Below are 17,497 nucleotides of genomic sequence, written 5' to 3'. Positions count from 1 at the left end.
GTGGGCTTGGTGGCTGCGTTTCTGGTTTCCGCGCCTGCCGCCGCTGACGACGCCGCTTCGCTGAACGGCATTCCCCCGTCGTCGATCGCGACCAGCCTGCCGGACGAGGGCGATCCCACCGGCGTGCGCAAATGGCTCGCGGAAGGCGGGATCAGTTATGGGCTGATCTACACCGGCGAAGCGTTGCGCAACCTGTCCGGAGGCGTGCGGCGCGGTGGGCTCTATGAGGGCAAGCTCGAGGCCTTCGTCGCGGCCGACCTGGAGAAGCTCGCGGGGTGGTCAGGGCTGGGTTTCTTCGCCAACGCCTTCCAGATTCATCATACGGCGGGGCTGCGCGACCAGCATTTCGAGAGCCTGATCACGATCAGCAACATCGAGGCTGTGCCGTCGACACGGTTGTCCGAGCTATGGCTGGAGCAGAAATTGTTCGACGATCGCTTCAGCATCCGCCTCGGCCAGCTTGCGGCGGACACCGAGTTCTTCGTCAGCGACTACAGCAAGACGCTCATCAGCAGCGATTGGCCGACAATTGCCGGTGGCAATTTGCCAAGTGGCGGTCCCGCTTATCCTCTCGCAACGCCGGGCATCCGGCTGAAATTCGATCCCAGCCCAAGCTGGACGACCCTGGTCGGATTGTTCAACGGCGATCCAGGCGGGCAGGCGACCGTCAATCGCGCCGGCACCAATTTCCGCGTGAACGATCCGCCCTTGCTGATGGGGGAATTGCAGTATCGCTACAATCAGGACAAGGATTCGCGCGGGCTGGCCGGCACGCTGCGGCTTGGCGGATGGCACCACTTCGGGATGTTCGCGGACATGAGGTTCGACGATGCCGGCCTTTCGCAGGCGAGCCCGTTCAGCAGCGGGAACGCTCGTCTGTTTCGCGGGTCGAGCGGCATCTACGGCATCATCGATCAGCAGATCTGGCGCCCCGAGGGCGGGGATGCCGCAAGCGGCATCGCCGTGTTCAGCCGGATCTCGGGCACTCCATCGGATCGCAACCTGATCGACTTCTTCGTCGACACCGGAATCGTGTTCTCAGGACTGCTGCCCGGCAGACCTGACGACAAGTTCGGAGCGTCGTTCATCTGCGCGCATATCTCCGATCGGGCGCGCGCGCTCGATCGCGACATCATCGACCTAACTGGAGTCCATCAGCCGCTTAGAGATTTCGAGCTCACGATTGAGCTCTCCTACCAGGCTCAGATCAAGCCAGGCTGGACGCTTCAGCCTGTCTTTGAATACATCGTCCATCCCGGTGGACACGTCCCTGATCGGGGCTTGCCGGGTTCGCCTGTGAAGAGCGGGGCACTGATCGGCGTACGCAGCACGATCGCGTATTAGCAAGCCGTCATCGGTGGAGATCGCAGCCCGCCGCAAACGAAAACGGCGCCATCAGAACGATGGCGCCGTCTGAAACTTCGCAGAAAGCTTGAAGCTTACTTCCGCTGGTCGATCGGGACGTATTCGCGGCGGGCGACGCCGGTGTAGAGCTGGCGCGGGCGGCCGATCTTCTGCTGCGGATCTTCGATCATCTCGCTCCACTGGCTGATCCAGCCGACGGTGCGGGCGACCGCGAACAGCACGGTGAACATGTCGACCGGGAAGCCCATCGCCTTCAGCGTGATGCCCGAATAGAAGTCCACGTTCGGATAGAGCTTGCGGTCGATGAAGTACTGGTCGCTGAGCGCGATCTTCTCCAGCTCCATCGCCACCTTCAGCATCGGATCGTCGCCGTGGCCGGTCTCCTTCAGCACGGCATGACACATCTTCTGCATGATCTTGGCGCGCGGATCGTAGTTCTTGTAGACGCGGTGGCCAAAGCCCATCAGGCGGACTTCGCTGTTCTTGTCCTTCACCTTGGCGATGAAGTCTGGAATGTTCTCGACCTTACCGATGCCGTACAGCATGTTCAGCGCGGCTTCGTTGGCGCCGCCATGCGCCGGGCCCCACAGGCAGGCGATGCCGGCCGCGATGCAGGCGAACGGGTTGGCGCCCGAAGAGCCGGCGATGCGCACCGTGGAGGTCGACGCATTCTGCTCGTGGTCGGCGTGCAGGATGAAGATCTTCTCCAGCGCGTCGGCGAGCACCGGGTTGATCTTGTATTCCTCGCAAGGCACGCCGAAGCACATATTGAGGAAGTTCTCGGCGAACTTCAGCGAGTTCTTCGGATACATGAAGGGCTGGCCGATGGTGTATTTGTAGGCCATCGCCGCCAGCGTCGGGATCTTCGCGATCATGCGCATGGAAGCGATCATGCGCTGCTGCGGATCATTGATGTCGGTGGAGTCGTGGTAGAACGCGGCGAGTGCGCCGACGGCAGCGACCATGATCGCCATCGGATGGGCGTCGCGGCGGAAGCCCTGGAAGAAGCGCGCCATCTGTTCGTGCACCATCGTATGATGGGTGACGCGGTAGTCGAAATCCTTCTTCTGCGCCGGAGTCGGAAGCTCCCCGTAGAGCAGGAGATAGCAGGTCTCCAGGAAGTCGCCGTGCTCGGCGAGTTGCTCGATCGGATAGCCGCGGTATTCGAGGATACCGGCGTCGCCGTCGATATAGGTGATCTTGGACTGGCAGCTCCCCGTCGAGGTGAAGCCCGGGTCGTAGGTGAACACGCCGGCCTGATTGTACAGCTTGCCGATGTCGATGACATCAGGACCGACGGTGCCACTCAGGATCGGGAAATCGTAGGTCTTGTTGCCGATCGTGAGGGTAGCTGTTTTGCTGCTGGATTGTGCGTCCATCGTGTAGTCCCCGATGAATTGTTGCGAAAATCGAGCCTGCCCGAGTTGCCGTTTCTACGGCGGATGTCGGGACAAGCCGGATTGTCTAGAAGGCCTCGCGGAATGCGTAGCTTATTGCCCTGTGCGCTGCAAGGTGGACCCTCGGAGGGGCATGGCAGGGGGCTTACGCAGCCGACTGATCGCCCAGCCGGGCAAGACTTTCCTCCCGCCCCAATACCGCCAGGACATCGAAAATACCCGGCGAGGTGGTGCGTCCCGTCAATGCCACCCGGAGCGGCTGGGCGACGGCGCCGAGCTTGAGATTGTTCTGCTCCGCGAAATTCCGCATGGCGGCTTCCGTGGTCTCCAGCCGCCAGTCGGTGACCGTCTCCAGCGCCGCGCGAAGCTTGCCGATCAGCGCGCGCGTTTCCGGCGTCAGCAGCGCGGCGGCCTTTGGCTCGATCTGGATCGGCCGGTCGGCGAAGATGAAAGAGGCGCCCGCGATCAATTCGATCAGCGTCTTGGCGCGCTCCTTCAGGCTCGGCATCGCCCGCAGCAATTGCGCGCGCGTCCCGTCGTTGAGCTTGGCCTTGATGGCGGCGCCGTCGGGAACGTAGTCCAGCACGTTCTCGAACTGCGTCACGAGAGATTGATCGTCGCTGTGCCGGATATAGTGGCCGTTGAGGTTCTCCAGCTTGGCGAAGTCGAACCGCGCCGCTGAACGGCCGATCGACGGCAGGTCGAAGGCCTCGATCATCTCCTGCGTGGAGAATATCTCCTGGTCGCCATGGCTCCAGCCGAGCCGGACCAGGTAGTTGCGCAGCGCCGCCGGCAGGTAGCCCATCGCCCGGTAGGCATCGACGCCGAGCGCGCCGTGGCGCTTGGAGAGCTTTGAGCCGTCGGGGCCATGGATCAGCGGGATATGGGACATGCTCGGGATGTTCCATTCCAGTGCGTCGTAGATCTGCTTCTGGCGCGCGGCGTTGATCAGGTGATCGTCGCCGCGGATGACATGTGTCACGCCCATGTCGTGGTCGTCGACCACCACCGCGAGCATGTAGGTCGGCGTGCCGTCGCCGCGCAGCAGGACGAGGTCGTCGAGGTTCTCGTTCTGCCAGACCACGCGGCCCTGGACCTGATCCTCGATCACGGTCTCGCCGGTCAGGGGCGCCTTCAGCCGGATCGTGGGTTTCATCCCGGCTGGCGCGTCGGCCGGATCACGGTCGCGCCACATTCCGTCGTAGAGGCGAGTGCGGCCCTCGGCGCGCGCTTTCTCGCGCATGGCGGCAAGTTCCTCTGCCGTGGCGTAGCAGCGATAGGCGCGCCCGGCGGCGAGCAACTGCTCGGCGACCTTGCGGTGGCGGGCGGCGCGGCTGAACTGGTAGATGACCTCGCCGTCCCAATTCAGCTCGAGCCAGGTCAGGCCATCCAGGATGGCCTCGATCGCCTCCTTGGTGGAGCGCTCGCGGTCGGTGTCCTCGATCCGGAGCAGCATCTTGCCGCCGTGCTTCCTGGCATAGAGCCAGTTGAACAGCGCGGTGCGGGCGCCCCCGATATGGAGGAAGCCGGTCGGCGAGGGGGCGAAGCGTGTGACGACGGAATCAGACATGACCGGATGCGAACTCGGGCTTGAACGGCGCTGGTGTATAGCAGGAACAACGCATAACTAAAGCCTTGGCCTTACCAAAGCCTTGGCTGTCCACTTGGGCTGTCCCAAGGCAGCCTCGAAAGCGGCAGCCTCGAAAGCGGCGGCCTCGAAAGCGGGCTTGGCGGGCCGGGGCGAATTTGGCAGAAGGGCGGCTGATCCCTTTTTTGAGCATGATCTTTCGGGAAAGCGGCTTCCGGTTTTCTGGACCATGCATAGGAACCCTCGATGACGACAGAACCAGTGGCGGCAGAAGCGGTGGCGGCGGAGACCGGACGCGATTTCATTCGCGACATCGTCCAGGCTGACCTCGCGTCAAAGACGCACAGCCACGTCGTGACGCGCTTCCCGCCGGAGCCGAACGGCTACCTGCACATCGGCCACGCCAAGTCGATCGCGCTTAACTTCGGCATCGCGCAGGAGTTTCCCGGCCACTGCAACCTGCGCTTCGACGACACCAATCCGACCAAGGAAGAGCAGGAATATATCGACTCGATCCAGGCCGACGTGCGCTGGCTCGGCTACGACTGGGGCGACAATCTCTATTTTGCCTCCGACTATTTCGAGCGCCTCTACGAATGGGCCGAAAGCCTGATCAAGCAGGGCGACGCCTATGTCGACGACCAGAGCCAGGAGGAGATCCGCCTCGCGCGCGGAACGCTGACCGAGCCCGGCAAGAACTCGCCCTATCGCGACCGCTCGGTAGAGGAGAACCTCGACCTGTTCCGCCGCATGAAGGCCGGCGAGTTCCCGAACGGCGCGCGCGTGCTGCGGGCCAAGATCGACATGACCTCGGGCAACATCAACATGCGCGACCCGGTGCTGTACCGGATTCTGCACGCACACCATCCGCGCACCGGCGACACATGGTCGATCTATCCGAGCTATGACTATGCCCACGGGCAGTCGGACGCGATCGAGGGCGTCACGCACTCGATCTGCACGCTCGAATTCGAGGATCATCGCCCGCTCTATGAATGGCTGCTCGACAAGCTGCCGGTGCCGTCCAAGCCCAGGCAGTACGAATTTGCGCGCCTGAACCTGACCTATACGCTGCTCTCCAAGCGCGTGCTGACCCAGCTCGTGCGCGAGGGACATGTCGCCGGCTGGGACGATCCCCGCATGCCCACGATTGCAGGCTTGAAGCGGCGCGGCGTGCCGCCAGCGGCGATCCGCGAGTTTATCAAGCGGATCGGCGTGGCCAAGTCCAACAGCGTCGTCGACGTCGGCATGCTGGAGTTCTGCATCCGCGAGGAGCTGAACCGCACCGCGCTCCGACGCATGGCGGTGCTGCGGCCGCTCAAGGTGGTGATCGAGAACTATCCGGAAGGGCAGGTCGAGGAGATCGAGGCGATCAACCACCCCGACGATCCCACGGCCGGCACCCGCAAGATCGCCTTCGGCCGCGAGCTCTATATCGAGCGCGACGACTTCATGGAGAACCCGCCGAAGAAATTCTTCCGCCTCTCGCCGGGCACCGAAGTGCGGCTACGCTACGCCTATTTCATCAAGTGCACCGGCGTCATCAAGAACGACGCCGGCGAGGTCGTCGAGCTGCGCTGCACCTATGATCCCGCGACCAAGGGCGGCAATGCGCCCGACGGCCGCAAGGTGAAGGCGACCATGCACTGGCTGCCGGCGGCGCAGTCGAAACCGGCCGAGATCCGCATCTACAACCAGCTCTTCGCGACGCCCAGTCCGGACGCCGGCAACTTCGCCGCCGACCTCAATCCGCAGTCGCTGGAAGTGCTGACGGACGCGCGCATCGAGCCGGCGATCGCCGAGAGCAATTCGAACGAGGTAATGCAGTTCGAGCGCCAGGGCTATTTCGTGCGCGATGCCGACTCGACGTCGGACAAGATGGTGTTCAACCGCACCATTGGACTCCGCGATACCTTCGCCAAGGAAGTCGGCGGCAAAAGCTAGGGGCGGGCGAGATGCAGGGCGAAGCCGAGGAGATCGTCTCCGCCATCATGGCAAAATGGTCCGCCGGCTTCAGCAGGCTGGATGCCGCAGCACTCGCTTCGCTCTATTCGGAGCGCGCGTTCTTCTTCGGCTCCAATCCGACGCTCTATCGCGGCAGGGAAGGGGTTGCGGCCTACTTCAACGGCCTGCCGCAATGGCGCTCGCCGACCGTTCAGTTTTCCGATGTGCGCGCCGCGCAGGTCAGCCCTGATCTCATCAACATGGCTGGCACCGCGTCATTCTTTCTGGGCGAGAGTGATCCGACGTTCTCAGTCAAGATCACCTGGGTCATCGTTCGTGAAGACGGCGACTGGAAAATCGCCAGCCATCACGTTTCATCGAAGACGCCGCTGATTGACCAATAGGCGGGTCACCCGGGCGGTCGTCGCTAGATGTCGTAATAGAGGTGGAACTCGTACGGATGCGGGCGTAGCCGGATTGGATCGACCTCTTTCTTCCGCTTGTAGTCGAGCCAGGTTTCGATCACGTCGGCGGTAAAGACGTCGCCACGGAGCAGGAAGGCGTGATCGCGCTCGAGCGCGTCGAGTGCCTGGTCCAGCGATCCGGGCGTCGACTTCACATCCTTCGCCTCGGCGGGCGGCAGGTCGTAAAGATTCTTGTCGATCGGGCTGCCCGGGTCGATCCGGTTGTTGATGCCGTCGAGGCCGGCCATCAGCATCGCGGAGAAAGCCAGATAGGGATTGCACGAAGGATCCGGCGAGCGGAACTCGACGCGCTTGGCCTTCGGGTTCGGCGAATACATCGGAATGCGGCAGCAGGCCGAGCGGTTGCGCTGGGAGTAGACCAGGTTGATCGGGGCCTCATAGCCCGGCACCAGGCGCCGATAGGAGTTCGTGGTGGGCGCGCAAAGCCCGCACAGCGCCCAGGCGTGGGTCAGGAGACCGCCGATATAGTAGCGGGCAAGCTGGCTCAGCTCGGCATAGTCGCCCCTGTCGTAGAACAGATTGGTCTCGCCCTTCCATAGCGACTGGTGAACGTGCATCCCTGAAGCGTTGTCCTCGAACAGCGGTTTGGGCATGAACGTCGCGGTCATGCCATGCTGCTTCGCGGTGTTCTTCACCACGTATTTGTAGATCATCAGATTGTCCGCCATGCGCGTGAGCGTGGTGAAGCGCATGTCGATCTCGTTCTGGCCGCCGGTCGCGACTTCATGGTGATGGGCTTCGATCTGGATGCCGAGTTCTTCCATCGTCAGCACCATTTCGGCGCGGAGATCCTGCATGCTGTCGGTGGGGGGAACGGGAAAGTATCCTTCTTTCGGGCGCGGCTTGTGGCCCAGATTCGGCACTTCCTCCTTGCCCGTGTTCCAACTGCCTTCACCGGAATCGATTTCGTGGAAGGCGTAATTGATGCCCTGTCCGTAGCGGACGTCGTCGAACACGAAGAACTCCGCCTCCGGACCGAAGTAGCTCGTATCGGCGCGCCCGGTGCCCTTCAGATGGGTCTCGGCCTTCTGCGCGATGTAGCGAGCATCGCGGCTATAGGATTGACCGGTCACGGGGTCGCGGATGTTGCAGATCAGGACCAGGGTCGATGCCAGCGAATACGGGTCGAGGAAAGCCGTGGTCGGATCTGCGACGACAAGCATGTCGCTTTCCTGGATTTCCTGAAAGCCGCGGATCGATGAGCCGTCGAAGCCAATGCCCTCGCTGAGAGCATCGATACTCGCCGCGCTCGGCGGGACGGAAAAATGCTGCCACACCCCCGGCAGGTCGGTGAAGCGCAGGTCGATCATCTGCACCTTCTCATCGGTGATCGCCTTCACGAGATCTTCGGCTGTCGTACATCTGGGAAACATGGCTTCGCTCCTGTCATGGAGAGCCGGTCACTAGAGGTCATGTTGTCGCTCCGCCGCGCGTTAAAGCGGCTTGCGACGAATCCTGCGCCACGTTCGCGGTTGCCGCACCGGAGCGTCAGCTTTGGTGCGGCCCGCGCATCAGCTTCATGGCGTCTTCGATATGCCGCCAGGTCTTGGCGAGTTCGACCTCGCCCTTTGCCTCGAGCTCGATGGCATTCTGCGCAGCTTCCGCAATGGCCTTGGCACCATGTGCTTCCAAGAGCTGCCGCGCATAATCGTGGATTTCGATTTCTCGCATGGCGTCATGCTCCTCTCGTTCTGGACGCAACCTTGAATTCCGGTCGGGCCGAGAGCCGTAGACGTTGACACCTGATTGAGCGCAGCAGTTTGCATCCTGCTGCGGCGCACTTGCAAGCGTGCTTTCCGGGTGATGGGCGGCGGGAAGCGGCTCCGGAACACGGAGAGCCGCAACACAACGCAGGTCAGGCGGGATGTCTTTCCGGCGCCGCGCCGCGTGACCATATGCATGGGAGAGGGGAGGTGAGCGTCATGCGCATTCAACACTGGCAGGACGTTGCCAGCTTGTTGGTGGGTGTGTGGCTGGTCGGGTCGCCGTTTGCCCTGGGCTTCGGCGGAGCGGCCGTCTGGATCACCATCGCGCTTGGGTTGGCTGTCATCCTGTTTGCCGTCGAGGCATTTGTCATTCCGTCCTATCTGGAGGAATGGGGAGAGATGCTGCTCGGACTGGCTCTGCTCTTGGCACCGTGGACGGTCGGCTACGAGCAGGTCTCGGCGACGGTAAGCAGCGTGCTGTCGGGCATGCTGGTGATCCTCTTGGCCGGCTGGGAGCTGCTGACGGATCGTGATTTCACCGCCTGGTGGCACGATCGCTGGCATCACCGCGCCGGCTGAGAAGGCGGGTTTGGCCGAGCCATCGGTCCGACCGCTACGCGGTAGCGGCCGGCGCGAGGGGATTGTTGCGGCAGAGGTGTCGACCCGCTCCTGCCGGATGTTGGATTCCCCCGCCACAGGGCTTGGTAGCCCCCGGGGCAAGGGCTATTGGGCGTCACGATGCGGTTCTCGGTTCGACCTGCTCCCAGATGCTGGTCTTGTTCGTTTCCGGCATCAGGAAAACGGCGAGCACGAAGCAGATCGCAGGAACTAGGATCGGATAGATCAGCGCGTAGCCGACGCTGCCAGTGGCGGCGAAAGCCGCCGAGGTGATGAACGGCACCAAGCCGCCGCCCCAGCCATTGCCGATGTGATACGGCACCGACACCGACGTGTACCGGATTCTGCTGGGGAAGAACTCCGCAAGGAACGCGCCGACCGGCCCGTACACCATCCCGACGTAACAGACGAGGATGAAGATGATGAAGATTGCGATCGGATAGTTGATGTTTCCGGGGTGCGTGACCGTTCCGAGCCACAGATACAGCGGATAATAGGTGATCGCGGCAAGCAGCATGCCTCCCAGGATCACCGGTTTGCGGCCGATCAGGTCCGACAGCCAGCCAAAGAAGATCAGGCTCGGCGTCGCAAGTAGCAGCGCAGCCCCGACGATGTACGACGAGGTCAGCGCGTCCACCTTGGAGACCTGCTGCAGGAAGTACAGCGCCCAGAACTGACCGCTGTACCACACCACGCCCTGTCCGATCAGGACGATGATGGCGATTCCGATGTATTTGATGTTCGAGCTAAGGAACGCCTCCTTCCAGGGATTCCTGGTCATCTGCCCGCGGGCCTTGATCTCCTGGAAGATCGGCGTCTCCTGGAGCTGGAGGCGGATGTAGATGGCGATGGCCACCAGCAGGAATGACAGCAGGAACGGAACGCGCCATCCCCATTCGTTGAAGGCCTGATCGCCAAAATAGATCCGGGTCAGAATGATCACGGCCAGCGACACCACGATCCCGAGCGTCGGCGAGGTCTGGAGCCAGCCTGTGTAGTAGCCGCGTCTGTCGTCGGGCACATGCTCGGCCACATAGGTGATGGCGCCGCCATACTCGCCACCCAGGCACAGGCCCTGGATCATGCGCAGCCCGAACAGCACGAACGCGGCGGTGAGACCGATCGACTGGTAAGTCGGGATCAGGCCGATCGCGCCCGTTCCCAGTCCCATTCCGGTGAGCGTGATGAGGAACGTGTACTTGCGGCCGACCCGGTCGCCCATCCATCCGAAGAGGAATGCTCCGAGCGGACGGATCAGGAATCCTGCAGTGAACAGGGCGATCGTGCTCAGCAGGGCTGCGACGGGGTGGGATTGTTCGAAGAACTTGACCGACAGAACGGCGGCCAGGCTGCCAAAGATATAGAAGTCATACCATTCGATGATGTTTCCGACCGACGCGGCAACGATCACCCGGCGAAAATCGCTCGGTACTTGAATTGCCATGTGCTGCTCCTTCGGTTCAAAGGCTTCTCCTCGCGTTTTTCAGCGCTCTGTTCGCTCGCGGAGTGCGCGTGATGCGTGACGCTACAGGCCTGATTTGCGAGTTGCGTCCGCAACGCCGGTCTCAGGGAAGCCTTGAACCACCTGAGAAGGGCTCCAGCGGTCTTCGAACCGCGAGCCACCACTGCCTCTTTCCCATCTGTCCGGGTGGAGGCGTGAGAGTAGTCTAATCCTCAATGGGACTGTGGCCTTATGAGACTTTCGGCTCAATCGGGCTTGGAGCGCTAAGATCGGAAACGCGCCGGCAGGGCGTTCTTTCCTCCGTATTCCGCATCTGTTCCGCTATCCCGCGGATACCCGGTTCCGGTAGCTTTGTTGAAGCAGGAATACTCCAGGGCGCAGGATGTCGGACGAGGGCAGGACGCCGGGCGGCAGGCGCGGCTATGCCGGCACCTGGCCGCCCCGCGAGGCGGTGGCGCCGGCGGGTGGTTATGCCCCGATCGGCGTCGGCGCCTGGCCGCCAATCGTCGAGACGTTGCGCCAGTGGGTCCGGGCGGAAGCGGGCGCCGGACGGCTTCTGCCCTGGGTGCCGGTCGCGTTCGGCTGCGGCATCGCGCTTTACTTCGCCGCCGACCATGAGCCAGTGCTGTCGGTCGCGGCCATCGTCGCCATCGCGCTATGCGCTGTCGCGTTCCTGCTCAGGCGGCGGCAGGCGTTCGCTGCCGCCGTCATCATTGCCGCCGTTGCGGCGGGTTTTGCGGTTGCCACCTGGCGCACCGCGCGGGTCGCACATGGCGTGCTGGCGCGGCCGATGTTTTCGGTGTCGCTCACCGGATTTGTCGAGACACGTGACATCCGCGAGCGTACCGACCGTTTCGTGCTGCGCGTCGCGAGCATCGAAAGCCAGCGCGGCGCGCCGAAGCTCGAGCGTGTCAGGCTGTCGGTGAAGAAGGGCACTGCCCCTGACGTCGGCAGCTTCGTCGAATTGAAGGCACGGCTGCAGCCGCCGCTCGCTCCCTTACGGCCCGGCAGCTACGATTTCAGCCGCGATCTCTATTTCCAGGGCATCGGCGCCTCCGGTTTCGTACTCGGCGCGATCAAGACGACGGCGTCGCCGGAAGGCCGCGGATTTGCGCTGCGCTATGCGGCGTTCATGCAAGGCATGCGCGATGCGATCGATGCGCGGATCCGCAACGTGCTCGAAGGCGACAATCGCGCGATCGCGACCGCACTCCTGACCGGCCGGCGCGATGCGATCTCCGAGCCGGTGAATGATGCGATGTTCATCTCGGGGCTCGGCCACGTGCTCTCGATCTCGGGCTATCACATGGCGGTGGTCGCGGGCGTGGTCTTCTTCGCAGTCCGCGCCTTGCTCGCACTGTTCCCGGTGCTCACTGTAGGCTTTCCGATCAAGAAATGGTCCGCCGCCGCGGCGCTGGTCGCTGCCGCCTTCTATCTGCTGCTGTCGGGAGCGGAGGTCGCGACCCAGAGATCGTTCTTCATGACGGCAGTGGTGCTGATCGCCGTCATGGTCGACCGCCGCGCGGTGACGTTCCGGACGCTCGCCGTCGCGGCCATGATCGTGCTCGCGATCGCACCGGAAGCGCTGGTTCATCCGAGCTTTCAAATGTCGTTTGCGGCCACCCTCGGGCTGGTGGCGCTGGTGCAGATTGGCATGCCGCATCTGTTTGCCGCGCCCGATCATTCCGCGACCGCGCGGATCGCGCTGTGGGGCGGGCGCGAGATTGCGATGCTGCTGCTGGCCTCGCTGGTAGCGGGGCTGGCGACCACGCCCTATGCCGCCTTTCACTTCCATCGGGTGGCGCCCTTCGGCGTGCTTGCCAATCTGGCGGCGATGCCGGTGGTGTCGGCGCTGGTGATGCCGGCCGGGCTCCTCGGCTTGCTGGCGATGCCGTTCGGTTTCGACGGCGTGTTCTGGGCGATCATGGGCAGCGGCATCGACTGGATGATCGTGGTTGCGCAATGGGTCGCCGCGCTGCCGGGCGCAGTCGGCCACGTCAGTGCGTTCGGGATCGGCCCGCTGATCGCCGCGAGCCTGGGCGTCATCCTGCTCGGGCTGTTGCGCACGCCGCTGCGCTTCGCCGGCGCGGCGGTGCTTCTCATTGCGGTGGTCTGGGCGGTGAGGGCGCCGCAACCCGACATCCTGATTTCCGGCGACGGCCGCAATGTCGCCGTCCGCGGCGGTGACGGGCGGTTGCACCTGATGCGGACCGCGAAGGACGCGTTTCTCGCCAAGGAGTGGCTTGCCGCGGATGCCGATGCCCGCACTGCAAGCGACCCGTCGCTCACGGAGGGCGTGTCCTGCGATGAGAGCGGCTGCGTGACCTCTGTGGCCGGTGGCGCGTTCGTTGCGCTCACGCGGCGATCCGAGGCGCTCGCGGACGATTGCGAACGGGCGGTGCTGATCGTGACCGCACGGCCGGTGCCACAAGGCTGTGCGGCGGCGGTCATCGATGCCGAGCGGCTGCGGCGGCAGGGCGGGCTGGCGCTGCGGCGGAACCGGAACGACTTCGTCATCGATGCGGTCAAGCCCGCCGGCCTCGACCGGCCGTGGTCGCCTGCGGTGTCAGGCGAAGGCGAACCCGAGACCACGATCCGGATCCAAGGGGCACCCGCGCCGCGCGCCATCGATGCGACCCCGTCCGAGTCCGACCTGCAGCCGGAAGACTGAGCGCCCCCGTCAATCTCCACCGGCGCTGGCCGGCAGCTCGAAGGCGCCGAGCCGAAATTCGTCCGGACCGCCCGAATGCGACGGCACTTGCACGAGCGTGAAGCTCGCATCCGGAAATCGCTCCCAGATCGCGAGATCTTCCGCTGCGACGGTGAGCCAGCCGAACCTGAACATGTATCGGCCGGGCTGGGCCACCCGTCCGGCTTTTTGCCATGTGATCTTGGTGACCACCGATCATGCCCCTTGCGAGTAGTTCAACAAAAAACCGCATGCGCCCCCGGATGGCCTCCGGGGCCGCTCGAAATACTTTGTTTTTCACCCGCGGCAACGTCCCGCCGGCCGAGACCGGCGGCGCACGCTGCCCGAAGCTCTCAGCCGATGAACAGCGGGTTCGGCGCGGGGCGCTGGTCGACCGCCTTCGGTGCCGGCTCTGCAACATGATGCGTCACTGGCAATTGCAGCACGGTCGCCCGCTGCCCTTCGCAGAGCTGGGTCACCAGCACATGGCTGCCATCGGGGAATTCGATCGCGTCGTGATGACGATCCCGAATATGCGCATCGATCTGGTTGAACTTGCCGACACGGAAGCCGGTCGTCTTGGTCCAGATCCAGCGATTGTCGTAGCGGACGTTATCGGCGAACGCGAGTTCGGTTCCGGGAAGCATGCAGACTGCGACCGTCGGATCGCTTTCCGAAGCGAAGCCGCGGGTCGAAGTGCCGCGGAAGGTGGTGGTGATAAGCGTCTCTCCAACTTGGGCGGGACGCGTCGCCACGGCATGCAGGCTATAGTCACACATCGGATTGCTCCTCATTCGAGATAGCCGACCCGTGCCTGGGAAGAGGCGCAGGCCTCTATCAGAGTGGACGATAACTTATAAGCCTCTGCTCCGTTCTTGGCATTTGTACGGCCCGCGCCCTCTAGCCGTTCACAAACACGATAGGAGGCGCTGCCGCACATCTCCTTGCATCGAGAGTGCCCCGGCGAACTTACCGGGGCTCTTATTCTAATCACTCTAAATCGTTCTTGTCAGTGTCCTTGAGGGCAGATCACCCACCAAAGTACCAGACGAGCTGCTGCGTCCTCGTCGGCTCAGTACTTGCGATAAAGCCCGATCAGCTTGCCCTGGATCCGCACCCGGTTCGGCGGCAGGATGCGGACTTCGTAGGCCGCATTGGCAGGCTCAAGCGCGATTGACGCGCCGCGGCGACGGAAGCGCTTCAGCGTCGCTTCCTCCTCATCGATCAGCGCCACCACGATGTCGCCGGTGTTGGCGGTGTCGTTACGCTGGATCAGCGCCATGTCGCCGTCGAGGATGCCGGCCTCGACCATGGAATCGCCGCGCACCTCGAGCGCATAATGCTCGCCGGAGCCGAGCATGTCGGGCGGCACGCTGATGGTGTGGCTGCGGGTCTGCAGCGCCTCGATCGGCGTACCCGCCGCGATCCGGCCCATCACGGGAACGGCGACGGGACGGTTGCCATCGTCTTCGGCCACGGCCGCGCTGGTCGTGCGCTTGCCGAGCGTGCCCTCGATGACGCTCGGCGTGAAGCCGCGGCGGCCGTTGCCGGCAGCGGAGAGCTCAGGCAGTTTGATCACCTCGATCGCGCGGGCGCGGTTCGGCAGGCGGCGGATGAAGCCCCGTTCCTCCAGCGCCGTGATCAGGCGGTGGATGCCGGACTTCGAGCGCAGGTCGAGCGCGTCCTTCATCTCGTCGAAGGAAGGAGGCACGCCGGCCTCTTTCAGCCGTTCGTTGATGAAACGCAGAAGTTCATACTGTTTGCGCGTAAGCATCGCGAGCATTCCCCCGGTTGGTAGCGTCGTTCGATCCGAGACTTGAGAAGAGCTGATCTCGGGAGTCACGCACTCCCATTCGTAGACAGCGAGTTTCGAAACAAATCATGAACGGACACTATATGTTCGATATGTGTTCCGCAACCACTTAATTTCTGGTGAACGCGATCAGAGATGCTCCGGTAGATGCTGGTCGCCGCGTCATTCAGGCAATCGGAGGATGTCGCAAGGCGCGCCTTTTGCTGCGGCTGGCGCGAATGGCGGACGGATCACAAGTGCCTGCGCCGCAGTGAGATTCCCAAGCAGCGAACTGTCTTGCTTGGTGACCGGCGTTGCGATCAGCGTGCCGTCGTCGCGCTCTTCGAGTAGCGCACGAAGATAATCTTCGCGCTGATCGTTGGCGGCGAGATCGCGGCCGAGCAGGGCGCTTTCCGTCACGTGATGAATCGCCGAGCGGCCGAGCAGGGCCCGAATCAACGGCACCAGGAACAGATAGGCGCAGACATAGGACGACACCGGATTGCCGGGCAGGCCGATCACTCGCATCGCGCCGAGCCGGCCATGCATCATCGGCTTGCCCGGCCGCATCGCGATCTTCCAGAACGCCATGGTCACGCCCTCGGCCTCAAGCGACGGCTTCACGAGGTCATGGTCGCCGACCGAGGCGCCGCCGGTGGTGATGAGGATGTCGGCGCCCGCGGCATGCGCGCGGCGGATGCCGTCAGTGGTGGCGGCAACCGTGTCGGCGGCGACCCCCAGATCGATCGCTTCAGCGCCTTCCGCACGCGCCATCGCCCGCAGCGCATAGCCGTTGGAATAGACGATCTGGCCTGGACCCGGAGAGGTGCCCGGCATCACGAGTTCGTCGCCGGTCGCGAGCACGGCGACCTTGGGTCGGCGCCGCACGGGGAGTTCCGGATAGTTCATCGACGCCGCCAGCGACAGCGCGCGGTCGGTCAGCCGGCTTCCGCGCCTGAGCAGCACGTCACCCTCGCGGAAATCGACGCCGGCGGGCCGGATATGCCGCCCGGCGACAGCGGCCTCGGTGATGGTGATGTGATCGCCATCGACCTGGGCGTCCTCCTGGATCACGACCGCATCGGCGCCGGCGGGAATGACGCCTCCGGTGAAGATCCGTGCCGCTTCCCGCGGACCAAGTTCCCGACCGAACGGCCGGCCCGCGGCGACTTCGCCGATCACCTTCAGCCGCGCGCTCAAGTCGGCGGCGTCGGCGGATCGCACCGCATAGCCATCCATCGCCGACATCGCGAGTGGCGGCTGAGTACGTTTTGCCGCGACGTCACGGGCAAGCGTGCGGTGATAGGCGGCATCGAGCGCGACCATCTCTTCCGGCAATGGTTCCGCGCCGGCGAGGACCGCGGCAAGCGCATCGGCGACCGGCATCAGTGCCACGGGCAACTCCTAAATTCCGAGCGCGACAAGCGCGTTCGTCACATCATCCGGCGATGTGACGTGAATGGCCGTGAGACCTATCGCCCGTGCGCCGCGAATGTTCTCGGCGGAATCGTCGAAGAACACGATGCGCGAAGCCGGCACGCCGATCGCCTTTATCACGTAATCATAGGCGTCCGCGTCAGGTTTCCGTAGCCCGATCGTCGAGGAGAAGAAGATCTGACGGAAGTGGCCGAGCACGTCCGAATAGGCTGTCGAGAAATGCTCGATATGAGGCGGATTGGTGTTCGAGAACGCATAAAGCGGCAGGCGCGTCTTGGCGCGCGCCAGGTGCTCGGCGATTCCCGGCATCTCGCCGGCGAAGATCGCGTTCCAGCCTTCCAGGAACTGGGCGTCGGAGATGCTGATGCCGAGCGACTGCCGCAGGCCTGCGAAGAAGGCGGCGTCATCGATCTTGCCAACCTCGTGATGTCTGTAACTCTCGTCCATGACAAAGCGGGTGGCGAGCTCGCCGGGCTCGCAGCCGGCATGGCCGGCCCAGGTGGTCATCACCTTGCCGAAATCGATATCGAGCACGACGCGGCCGAGGTCGAACAACAGGACATCGGCGGAGCCGGGGGAAAGGGACGGTTGGGTCATGGCGACGGTTGTGTACGAAAATCCCAAGGGGGCGGCAATGTCTTCGTTCGCGGGCCTGCAGGATGGGTAGAGCGAAGCGAAACCCATCCCGATGGAGCAAGCGGCGCGAATGATGGGTTTCGCTTCGCTCTACCCATCCTACGACCGTAGTCCTGGGAAACGCTCTCTCCACCGTCATTGCGAGCGCAGCGAAGCAATCCATTTCTCCGCAAGTGGCGCGATGGATTGCTTCGCTGCGCTCGCAATGACGGGGATGGGTTCTGATTCAACTTTCAAACAGCATGAGGATGTGAGTCCGCATTCTCGCGGCGTTGTTCGCCCGAGCTTTGCGTTACTCTCGGCCCTCTCATCGAACAGAGGGCGCAGGGAAAGCCGGGTGCCGGTTGCACCCATGGGTCCCGTGCAACAAAAAGCACG

15 protein-coding genes are annotated in these 17,497 nt (G+C 63.6%); 5 read left to right on the top strand and 10 right to left on the bottom strand.

Going from position 1 to position 17,497, the window contains the following annotated elements; translation table 11 throughout:
- The first annotated feature begins 9 nt into the window (after positions 1 to 9).
- Positions 10 to 1,344 carry a carbohydrate porin gene (locus AC5ZG1_RS19065; protein WP_496133749.1) on the top strand — a complete coding sequence of 445 codons (1,335 nt, stop codon included), beginning with the start codon at positions 10 to 12 and terminating at the stop codon, positions 1,342 to 1,344.
- Positions 1,345 to 1,439: 95 nt separating this feature from the next.
- On the opposite strand, the gene gltA is transcribed toward AC5ZG1_RS19065, so the two are convergent.
- A complete protein-coding gene (gene gltA / locus AC5ZG1_RS19060) occupies positions 1,440 to 2,744 on the bottom strand; it encodes a citrate synthase (RefSeq protein WP_496133748.1) in 1,305 nt (434 codons plus the stop codon).
- Positions 2,745 to 2,907: 163 nt separating this feature from the next.
- Positions 2,908 to 4,332: a glutamate--tRNA ligase gene (gltX, locus tag AC5ZG1_RS19055; RefSeq protein WP_496133747.1), complete on the bottom strand. Its 1,425-nt coding sequence runs from the start codon at positions 4,330 to 4,332 to the stop codon at positions 2,908 to 2,910.
- A 264-nt stretch (positions 4,333 to 4,596) separates the two neighbouring features.
- Here gltX and AC5ZG1_RS19050 point away from each other — a divergent pair, with 264 nt between their 5' ends.
- Positions 4,597 to 6,294, top strand: coding sequence for a glutamine--tRNA ligase/YqeY domain fusion protein (locus AC5ZG1_RS19050; RefSeq protein WP_496133746.1), 1,698 nt, complete (start codon positions 4,597 to 4,599; stop codon positions 6,292 to 6,294).
- Between the two features lie 11 nt (positions 6,295 to 6,305).
- Positions 6,306 to 6,698, top strand: coding sequence for a YybH family protein (locus tag AC5ZG1_RS19045; RefSeq protein WP_496133745.1), 393 nt, complete (start codon positions 6,306 to 6,308; stop codon positions 6,696 to 6,698).
- 23 nt (positions 6,699 to 6,721) lie between these two features.
- Here AC5ZG1_RS19045 and glnA read toward each other — a convergent pair whose 3' ends face one another.
- Together glnA and AC5ZG1_RS19035 are read right to left on the bottom strand one after the other, a co-directional pair.
- Entirely contained in the window at positions 6,722 to 8,152 is a 1,431-nt protein-coding gene (gene glnA, locus AC5ZG1_RS19040; RefSeq protein WP_028162741.1) for a type I glutamate--ammonia ligase, read from the bottom strand.
- 115 nt (positions 8,153 to 8,267) lie between these two features.
- Positions 8,268 to 8,450 (bottom strand): hypothetical protein, encoded by a 183-nt coding sequence (locus AC5ZG1_RS19035; RefSeq protein WP_028162740.1) that lies wholly within the window; start codon positions 8,448 to 8,450, stop codon positions 8,268 to 8,270.
- 251 nt (positions 8,451 to 8,701) lie between these two features.
- Between AC5ZG1_RS19035 and AC5ZG1_RS19030 the strand changes: the two genes are divergently transcribed.
- Entirely contained in the window at positions 8,702 to 9,064 is a 363-nt protein-coding gene (locus tag AC5ZG1_RS19030) for an SPW repeat domain-containing protein (RefSeq protein ID WP_063623362.1), read from the top strand.
- Positions 9,065 to 9,218: 154 nt separating this feature from the next.
- Here AC5ZG1_RS19030 and AC5ZG1_RS19025 read toward each other — a convergent pair whose 3' ends face one another.
- Complete coding sequence (locus AC5ZG1_RS19025) at positions 9,219 to 10,547, bottom strand: MFS transporter (protein WP_496133744.1); 1,329 nt, start codon at positions 10,545 to 10,547, stop codon at positions 9,219 to 9,221.
- A 400-nt stretch (positions 10,548 to 10,947) separates the two neighbouring features.
- On the opposite strand from AC5ZG1_RS19025, the gene AC5ZG1_RS19020 reads away from it, so the two are divergent.
- Entirely contained in the window at positions 10,948 to 13,236 is a 2,289-nt protein-coding gene (locus AC5ZG1_RS19020; protein ID WP_496133743.1) for a ComEC/Rec2 family competence protein, read from the top strand.
- A gap of 9 nt (positions 13,237 to 13,245) precedes the next feature.
- Here the strand turns inward: AC5ZG1_RS19020 and AC5ZG1_RS19015 are convergent, their stop codons facing one another.
- The 5 genes from AC5ZG1_RS19015 to AC5ZG1_RS18995 all read right to left on the bottom strand — a co-directional run bounded on the left by AC5ZG1_RS19015 (position 13,246) and on the right by AC5ZG1_RS18995 (position 17,080).
- Entirely contained in the window at positions 13,246 to 13,467 is a 222-nt protein-coding gene (locus tag AC5ZG1_RS19015) for a hypothetical protein (protein WP_496133742.1), read from the bottom strand.
- Between the two features lie 140 nt (positions 13,468 to 13,607).
- Positions 13,608 to 14,033, bottom strand: a complete 426-nt coding sequence (locus AC5ZG1_RS19010; protein ID WP_456642375.1) for a hypothetical protein — start codon at positions 14,031 to 14,033, stop codon at positions 13,608 to 13,610.
- A 293-nt stretch (positions 14,034 to 14,326) separates the two neighbouring features.
- Entirely contained in the window at positions 14,327 to 15,028 is a 702-nt protein-coding gene (gene lexA, locus AC5ZG1_RS19005) for a transcriptional repressor LexA (protein ID WP_028162734.1), read from the bottom strand.
- Between the two features lie 201 nt (positions 15,029 to 15,229).
- Positions 15,230 to 16,441 (bottom strand): molybdopterin molybdotransferase MoeA, encoded by a 1,212-nt coding sequence (locus AC5ZG1_RS19000; RefSeq protein WP_456642376.1) that lies wholly within the window; start codon positions 16,439 to 16,441, stop codon positions 15,230 to 15,232.
- Positions 16,442 to 16,450: 9 nt separating this feature from the next.
- A complete protein-coding gene (locus AC5ZG1_RS18995; protein ID WP_456642377.1) occupies positions 16,451 to 17,080 on the bottom strand; it encodes an HAD-IA family hydrolase in 630 nt (209 codons plus the stop codon).
- Positions 17,081 to 17,497: the final 417 nt, after the last annotated feature.

It is taken from the genome of Bradyrhizobium sp. Leo78 (assembly GCF_059512425.1).
This window is presented reverse-complemented; position numbering and strand designations above follow the sequence as displayed.